Source organism: Pseudomonas sp. (assembly GCF_050739995.1).
Classification (GTDB): Bacteria; Pseudomonadota; Gammaproteobacteria; order Pseudomonadales; family Pseudomonadaceae; genus Aquipseudomonas.
Genome location: NZ_JBOICG010000663.1, coordinates 1 through 7,456 on the forward strand (window position 1 = coordinate 1; position 7,456 = coordinate 7,456).

Below are 7,456 nucleotides of genomic sequence, written 5' to 3' on the forward strand. Positions count from 1 at the left end.
CCTATCCACTGCGCCAGATGAAACTGATCATCGTCGGCGATGGCCCACAGCGGGCAATGATGGAGAAGGAACTGCCCGAGGCGATTTTCTGCGGCACCCTGCGCGGTGAAGAGTTGGCCCGGCATTACGCGTCGGGTGACGTGTTCCTGTTCCCCAGCCTGACCGAAACCTTCGGTAATGTAGTGTTGGAAGCCATGGCCTCAGGGTTGGGCGTGGTGGCTTACGACCAAGCGGCCGCCACGCAACATATTCGTCATGGCTACAACGGCGTGCTGGCGATGCCCGGGGACGAGAACGCGTTTTGCGAGGCTGCCAATTGGTTGCTGGAGGATGCAGAGAGTTTGCGACGCATGCGTTTGAATGCGCGCCAACATGCAAGCCGCCAAGGCTGGCCAGCGATTATCGAGCAATTCGAACGCCAGTTACGCGGTGTATGCAAGGACGGGCATCCGGTGCCCGCCCTGTCGCCTCTTACACCAGGGTCATCAACGCCTCACGACTGAACGGCAGGATGTCGCCTTCGCGACCTTCACGCACCTTCAACGCCCAATCCGGGTCAACCAGCAAGGCTCGGCCCACGGCCACCAAGTCGAACTCATCGTTGTTCAGACGCTCCAGAAGCTTTTCCAGACTGGCCGGTTGCGCGACCTTGTCGGTGTTGACCATGAATTGAAGGAACTCGCCGTCCAGGCCGACACTGCCCACGGTGATGGTCGGCTTGCCGGTCAGTTGGCGCGTCCAGCCGGCCAGGTTGAGGTCCGAGCCTTCGAATTCCGGCTCCCAGAAACGACGGGTGGAGCAGTGGAAAATATCCACGCCCGCGTCAGCCAGAGGCTTGAGGAATTCACCCAACGCCTCAGGCGTTTGCACCAGACGTGCGGTGTAATCCTGCTGCTTCCACTGGGAAAACCGGAAGATGATTGGAAAGTCTGGGCCCACGGCGGCACGGGTGGCCTGGATCAGCTCGATGGCAAAGCGCGAGCGGTTGGCCAGGCTACCGCCATATTCGTCGGTGCGCTGGTTGCTGCCTTCCCAGAAGAACTGGTCCACCAGGTAGCCATGGGCGCCGTGGATCTCCACACCGTCCATGCCGATGCGCTGGGCATCCTTGGCGGCTTGGGCGAAGGCGTTGATCACGTCCTTGATGTCTTGAGTGGTCATGCCGTGGACGACCACATTGCCATCCTTGAGTTTTTCCATCGGCCCGTAGGCGGGCACGCTGGCATCTGGTTCAGTGCCAATACGGCGAACGCTGCCCACGTGCCACAACTGTGGAACGATTTTTCCGCCTTCGGCGTGCACCGCGTCGACCACCTTCTTCCAGCCGGCCAAGGCCGCTTCACCGTAGAAATGCGGAACGTTGGGGTAGCCATTGGAAGCCTGATGGCCGACCACGGTGCCTTCGGTAATGATCAGGCCAACACCGGCGGCGGCGCGACGGCGGTAATACTCGATGACCTTGGAATTGGGCACGCCACCCGGCGAGAACGAGCGAGTCATCGGCGCCATGACTACGCGAGTCGACAGTTGCAATGCACCGAGCTGGAACGGTTTGAACAAGGCTTGGACAGGCATGGGGCACTCCACGGAAGACGGGGTTTATGATGTGGATAATATGAGGTGCGCACGACGCTGAACAGCATTATTGATCTGGGTGATTAAGGGGTAAAAGTGATGGCCGGTTGGGGCTGCTTCGCAGCCCAGCGCGGGCGGTGCGACGATTCGACAAGCCCGCTCACTACAACTGCGGCGTTTAGCTCAGGGCTTTTTCGATGGCCTGGACGATCGTCGGATCATCCGGCGCTGTACGTGGAGAGAAGCGCGCCAGTACACGCCCATCCTTGCCCAACAGGAATTTTTCGAAGTTCCAGGTGATATCCCCAGGAAACTCCGCGCCCTCGCCCGCCAGCAAGCGGTAGAGCTGGTGGCGATCATGACCATTGACGTCAAGCTTGCTGCCCAACGGAAACGTCACGCCGTAGTTGAGACTGCAGAACTCCCGGATCTCTTCCTCGGTGCCCGGCTCCTGGCCCGCAAACTGGTTGCATGGCAAGCCAAGCACGGTAAACCCCTGGTCCTTGTACTGCTGATAGAGGTTTTCCAACGCCGCGTATTGCGGGGTCAAGCCACATTTGGAGGCCACGTTGACCACCAATACCACTTGCCCCTTGAAAGGTGCCAGCGGCAGCTCGTGTCCGTCTAAAGCTTTGAGTTTCAAGTCGTGGAAAGCGCTCATGACGAACTCCAGATATCCCATGTTCTTTGCATTACGGCCCTTCGAGATTACAACTCGCAAGTCTGCAATCATAGACGCCGATGACAAAACTTGCCTGCGGACTACTGAGCGGTCGGCCACGGCAAAATCGGAATCGCGGTCACCGCATTCTGCGGGCTGCCTTCGATCAAGCGGTCGCTGTACACCAGGTAAACCAAGGTATTGCGCTTCTTGTCGAGGAAGCGCACCACCTGCATGGTCTTGAACACCAGGGAGGTACGCTCCTTGAACACCTCGTCGCCGTCCTTGAGCTCGCCCTTGAAGCGAATCGGCCCCACCTGGCGGCAGGCGATAGAGGCTTCGGCACGATCTTCAGCAAGACCCAACCCGCCTTTCACACCGCCAGTCTTGGCACGCGACAGGTAGCAGGTCACGCCATCCACCTTGGGGTCATCAAACGCCTCGACCACAATGCGGTCGTTGGGGCCGACAAACTTGAACACCGTCGACACCTGGCCGATCTCTTCGGCCGAGGCCAGCAACGGCATGGCCAGCAGTAGGCCAAACAATCCCTTCATGACACGCATTGTGTATTCCTTTGGTTAGACCAGGATCAGGTTATCGCGGTGAACCAGTTCCGGTTCAGCCATGTAACCCAATAGTCCGACAATCGAATCAGACGATTGTCCAATGATTTTCTGCGCTTCCAGGGCGCTGTAGTTGGCCAGGCCACGGGCGATCTCACGACCATCGGGCGCGACACACACCACCATCTCGCCACGGCGGAAGCTGCCTTGCACCAACTTGACGCCCACCGGCAGCAAGCTCTTGTTGCCTTGGGACAACGCCGACACGGCGCCGTCGTCCAGCACCAAGGTGCCGCGGGTTTGCAGATGACCGGCCAGCCACTGTTTGCGCGCCGCCAGCATGCCGCGCTCCGGCGACAACAGTGTGCCGATGCGTTCGCCAGCCTTGAGGCGGTCCAACACACGCTCCAGGCGCCCGCCGACGATGATGGTGTGGGCACCGGAGCGTGCAGCCAGGCGCGCCGCTCGCAGCTTGGTCTGCATACCGCCACGGCCTAGCGCACCGCCGACACTGCCGGCCACGGCGTCCAGCGCCGGGTCATCGGCGCGGGCTTCGTAGATCAACTGGGCATCGGGGTTGTTACGTGGGTCGGCATCGAACATGCCGTCGCGGTCGGTGAGGATCACCAGCAGGTCGGCTTCCACCAGGTTGGCCACGAGAGCGGCCAGGGTGTCGTTGTCGCCGAAGCGGATTTCGTCGGTGACCACCGTGTCGTTTTCGTTGATCACCGGGATGACCTTGAGCTCCACCAGCGCACGCAGGGTGCTACGGGCGTTCAGGTAGCGCTTGCGGTCCGACAGGTCGTCGTGGGTCAGCAGGATCTGCGCCGTGTGGCGACCGTGCTCGGCAAAGCTGGACTCCCAGGCTTGCACCAGGCCCATCTGGCCGATGGCGGCGGCGGCTTGCAGCTCGTGCATCGCGCTGGGTCGCGCGGTCCAGCCGAGGCGGCTCATCCCGGCGGCAACGGCCCCGGACGACACCAGCACCAACTCCACACCGGCCTCATGCAAGGCCACCATCTGCTCGACCCAGACGCTCATGGCTGCGCGATCCAGCCCCTTGCCATCCGCCGTCAGCAACGCACTGCCGATCTTTACGACCCAGCGCTGCGCACCTGTCACTTTGCTCCGCATCATCTTCAACCTTAGATTGAGGGCTGCGCGACCCAGCGCGGCCCGTAACGTTATACCCGGATACCAAAACGCCGCTCCAGGGAGCGGCGTTCAAGTTTATCGCAACGAATCAGTCGCGCACGTAAATGATTTCAGGACCGTCCTCATCATCCACGTCTTCTTCGTCCCAATCATCGTCGCCGATGTCATGGACCGACTTCACGCCACTGCGGCGCAGGGCACGCTGATCATCCAGAGCCTGCAACTGGGCACGGGCTTCGTCTTCGATGCGCTGGTCAAGTTCGGCCAGTTCGGCCTTGAACACTGGATCGGCCGCCAGGCGGTCGGCACGGTCTTCCAGGTAGCGCATGATGTCGCGGGTCAGGCGCTCAGTACCTTCTTTGGCAATGGCCGAGATCACGTAGACCGGACCTTCCCACTCCAGGCGCTCGACGATTTCCTTGACGCGCTCCTCGTGCTCTTCTTCGAGGATCTGGTCGCACTTGTTCAGCACCAGCCAGCGATCACGCTCAGCCAGGGACGGGCTGAACTTGGTCAGCTCGCTGACGATCACTTCGGCGGCATCCGGTGCGCTGGTGTCATCCAGCGGCGCCATGTCGACGAGGTGCAGCAGCAAACGGGTACGCGACAAGTGCTTGAGGAAGCGAATACCCAAGCCTGCGCCATCGGAAGCCCCTTCGATCAGGCCAGGAATGTCGGCGATTACGAAGCTTTTCCAACGGTCGACGCTGACCACGCCTAGGTTCGGCACCAAGGTGGTGAACGGGTAGTCGGCGACTTTCGGCTTGGCGGCAGAAACCGAACGGATGAAGGTGCTTTTGCCAGCGTTCGGCAGACCCAGCAGGCCTACGTCGGCGAGTACTTTCATTTCCAGCTTGAGGTCACGCTGCTCGCCCGGCTTGCCTGGCGTGGTCTGGCGTGGCGCACGGTTGGTACTGGACTTGAATCGGGTGTTACCCAGACCGTGCCAGCCGCCCTGTACAACCATCAGCTTCTGGCCGGCCTTGGTCAGGTCGCCAATCACTTCCTGGGTAGCGGAGTCGATGATCGTGGTGCCAACCGGCACACGCAGTACCAGGTCTTCGCCTTTTTTACCGGTGCAGTCGGTGCTGCCACCGTTGGAGCCACGCTCGGCATCGAAGTGCCGGGTGTAACGGTAGTCGACCAGGGTGTTGAGGTTTTCGTCGGCCATCATGTAGATGGAACCGCCATCACCGCCGTCACCGCCGTTTGGGCCACCGTTTTCGATGAATTTTTCGCGACGGAAACTCATGCAACCGTTACCGCCGTCGCCTGCTTTTACTCGGATGGAAACTTCATCAACGAACTTCATAACAAAACGCCTCTCGTCGCATGGACGAGCTTAAGAAACCAAGACATAAGACTCTTGCAAAAATGAGCGCAGCGACCTCAAGCAACGACCGCAAATCCTGCTGCTCTCGCCGATTACAAACAGCTTTGCAAGAGACTCACTCCACAAACGAAAAAGCCCCGTCGCAAGACAGGGCTTTTCCAGCGATCTCGCAATTAAGCTGCGACAACGCTCACGTAACGGCGGTTGAACGCGCCTTTTACTTCAAACTTGATCACGCCTTCGATTTTAGCGAAGAGGGTGTGATCTTTACCCATGCCTACACCGTAACCGGCGTGGAATTGGGTGCCGCGCTGACGCACGATGATGTTGCCCGGAATGATTTTCTGGCCGCCATACATCTTCACGCCAAGGCGTTTGGCTTCTGAGTCGCGACCGTTACGGGTACTACCACCAGCTTTTTTGTGTGCCATGAGTCAATTCTCCTAGTGAGGAATTAGGCTGAAATTAAGCCTGAATACCGGTGATTTTGATCTCGGTGTACCACTGGCGGTGGCCCATACGCTTCATGTGGTGCTTACGACGACGGAACTTGATGATGCGGACTTTATCGTGACGACCTTGGGAGATCACTTCAGCCACAACGGTAGCGCCAGCAACAACTGGAGCGCCGATGTTCACGTCATCGCCATTGGCGACCAACAGAACGCGATCAAAGGTAACGGATTCGCCGGTAGCGACTTCCAGTTTTTCGATCTTCAGGTATTCACCTGGGGCGACTTTGTATTGCTTGCCACCAGTAACAATTACTGCGTACGACATGGTATTTCTCCGATAATCCTGCTCACCCAGCGCTTTATAAGAAAAGGTATTGGCTGGCATGGCTGCATGGGATGGACGTCCCGAATGCAATTGCGTAAGGCAGGTGCTGCCCAGGAAGTTCAGGGTGCGCGATTGTACGCAAGCTATAGAGGCCTTGCAAGTGGCCGCCAGTCGCCTTGAAAGCGTAGCGAGCGAAGGGAAGACAAGGAAAAAACAGGCGAGGAAGCGGAGTTTACTGGTTGTAAATGAGCATTCCGAGCCTGTTTTTGACGCAGGATTACGCGCGTAGAGCCGTAGGCTCCCAGCCTGCAGTAGCTTTCATGGCGACTGGGCGCGCCTTGACACCCGGGGGTCAGGGTCCTAGCATGCCGCGCAACCCTTCTGGAGCGACTGTCGCTGATGCAACCCCAAGCTTTCTACCGCGCGGTCGCGGACGATTTTAGCGCCGTCGACGGCATCATCAAGCAGCAGCTGACGTCTAAAGTGCCGCTGGTCTCCAAAATTGGCGACTATATTACGTCGGCGGGCGGTAAACGCCTGCGTCCTTTATTAGTGTTGCTGTGCGGCAAGGCCCTGGGTCGCGAAGGCGATGACCTGCGCCTGCTGGCAGCCACTATCGAATTCCTGCACACCGCCACCCTGCTGCATGACGACGTGGTCGACATGTCCGGCATGCGCCGTGGCCGCGAGACCGCCAATGCTATGTGGGGCAACGCCCCAAGCGTGCTGGTGGGTGACTTCCTGTACTCGCGCTCGTTCGAAATGATGGTCGAGCTGGGCTCGATGCCAGTGATGAAGATTCTTTCACAAGCCACACGCATCATCGCCGAGGGCGAAGTGTTGCAGCTGTCAAAGGTGCGTGACGCCAGCACCACCGAAGAAACCTACATGGAAGTGATTCGCGGCAAAACCGCGATGCTCTTCGAAGCCTCCACCCACAGCGCCGCTGCGCTGTGCGGCGCAACGGCCGAACAGGCCGAAGCCTTGCGCACCTTTGGTGATCACTTGGGCGTAGCATTCCAACTGGTCGACGACCTGCTCGACTACAAGGGCGACGCCGAGACCCTGGGCAAGAACGTCGGCGACGACCTGGCCGAAGGCAAGCCGACCCTGCCGCTGATCTACACCATGCGTGAAGGCACGCCGGAACAGGCTGCCCTGGTGCGCAAAGCGATCCAGAAAGGTGGAATCGAAGACCTGGAAGCCATCCGTGCAGCCGTGGAAGCTTCGGGTTCGTTGGACTACACCGCGCAACTGGCGCGTGACTACGTGGCCCGTGCCATTCAGTGCCTGGAAACCCTTCCCGCCAGCGAATACCGGGACGCTCTGGTCGAGCTGAGTGAGTTTGCGGTCGCGCGCACTCACTGATTGCGCACTGATTAATGT

Annotated in this window: 9 protein-coding genes; 2 read left to right on the forward strand and 7 right to left on the reverse strand. The window is 59.5% G+C overall.

All coding sequences use genetic code 11. From position 1 onward, the window contains the following. On the forward strand, positions 1 to 503 hold a 503-nt coding region (locus ACRESD_RS22400), incomplete at its 5' end, for a glycosyltransferase (RefSeq protein ID WP_431752906.1). On the opposite strand, the gene ACRESD_RS22405 is transcribed toward ACRESD_RS22400, so the two are convergent. The 7 genes from ACRESD_RS22405 to rplU form a co-directional block, all read right to left on the reverse strand. Beyond that, positions 472 to 1,575, reverse strand: a complete 1,104-nt coding sequence (locus ACRESD_RS22405) for an NADH:flavin oxidoreductase (RefSeq protein WP_431752907.1) — start codon at positions 1,573 to 1,575, stop codon at positions 472 to 474. The genes ACRESD_RS22400 and ACRESD_RS22405 overlap by 32 nt on opposite strands. Before the next feature lie 178 nt (positions 1,576 to 1,753). Then, positions 1,754 to 2,236 (reverse strand): glutathione peroxidase, encoded by a 483-nt coding sequence (locus ACRESD_RS22410; RefSeq protein ID WP_431752908.1) that lies wholly within the window; start codon positions 2,234 to 2,236, stop codon positions 1,754 to 1,756. A gap of 101 nt (positions 2,237 to 2,337) precedes the next feature. Then, positions 2,338 to 2,802, reverse strand: coding sequence for a CreA family protein (locus ACRESD_RS22415; RefSeq protein ID WP_431752909.1), 465 nt, complete (start codon positions 2,800 to 2,802; stop codon positions 2,338 to 2,340). A gap of 15 nt (positions 2,803 to 2,817) precedes the next feature. Next, entirely contained in the window at positions 2,818 to 3,936 is a 1,119-nt protein-coding gene (gene proB, locus ACRESD_RS22420) for a glutamate 5-kinase (RefSeq protein WP_431752910.1), read from the reverse strand. Positions 3,937 to 4,045: 109 nt separating this feature from the next. After that, the gene (cgtA, locus tag ACRESD_RS22425) at positions 4,046 to 5,269 is read right to left on the reverse strand and encodes an Obg family GTPase CgtA (protein WP_135310222.1); all 1,224 of its coding nucleotides are present in this window, start codon (positions 5,267 to 5,269) and stop codon (positions 4,046 to 4,048) included. A 194-nt stretch (positions 5,270 to 5,463) separates the two neighbouring features. Beyond that, on the reverse strand, positions 5,464 to 5,721 hold the full coding sequence (gene rpmA / locus ACRESD_RS22430; protein ID WP_003176049.1) for a 50S ribosomal protein L27: 258 nt from the start codon (positions 5,719 to 5,721) through the stop codon (positions 5,464 to 5,466). 34 nt (positions 5,722 to 5,755) lie between these two features. Next, complete coding sequence (gene rplU / locus ACRESD_RS22435) at positions 5,756 to 6,070, reverse strand: 50S ribosomal protein L21 (RefSeq protein WP_007950961.1); 315 nt, start codon at positions 6,068 to 6,070, stop codon at positions 5,756 to 5,758. 399 nt (positions 6,071 to 6,469) lie between these two features. On the opposite strand from rplU, the gene ACRESD_RS22440 reads away from it, so the two are divergent. Then, positions 6,470 to 7,438, forward strand: a complete 969-nt coding sequence (locus ACRESD_RS22440) for a polyprenyl synthetase family protein (RefSeq protein WP_431752911.1) — start codon at positions 6,470 to 6,472, stop codon at positions 7,436 to 7,438. Positions 7,439 to 7,456: the final 18 nt, after the last annotated feature.

Bases quoted from the DNA above. Each gene is read 5' to 3' on its own strand.
- ACRESD_RS22405 (WP_431752907.1), bottom strand. From the start codon at position 1,575: ATGCCTGTCCAAGCCTTGTTCAAACCGTTCCAGCTCGGTGCATTGCAA.
- ACRESD_RS22410 (WP_431752908.1), bottom strand. From the start codon at position 2,236: ATGAGCGCTTTCCACGACTTGAAACTCAAAGCTTTAGACGGACACGAG.
- ACRESD_RS22415 (WP_431752909.1), bottom strand. From the start codon at position 2,802: ATGCGTGTCATGAAGGGATTGTTTGGCCTACTGCTGGCCATGCCGTTG.
- proB (WP_431752910.1), bottom strand. From the start codon at position 3,936: ATGCGGAGCAAAGTGACAGGTGCGCAGCGCTGGGTCGTAAAGATCGGC.
- cgtA (WP_135310222.1), bottom strand. From the start codon at position 5,269: ATGAAGTTCGTTGATGAAGTTTCCATCCGAGTAAAAGCAGGCGACGGC.
- rpmA (WP_003176049.1), bottom strand. From the start codon at position 5,721: ATGGCACACAAAAAAGCTGGTGGTAGTACCCGTAACGGTCGCGACTCA.
- rplU (WP_007950961.1), bottom strand. From the start codon at position 6,070: ATGTCGTACGCAGTAATTGTTACTGGTGGCAAGCAATACAAAGTCGCC.
- ACRESD_RS22440 (WP_431752911.1), top strand. From the start codon at position 6,470: ATGCAACCCCAAGCTTTCTACCGCGCGGTCGCGGACGATTTTAGCGCC.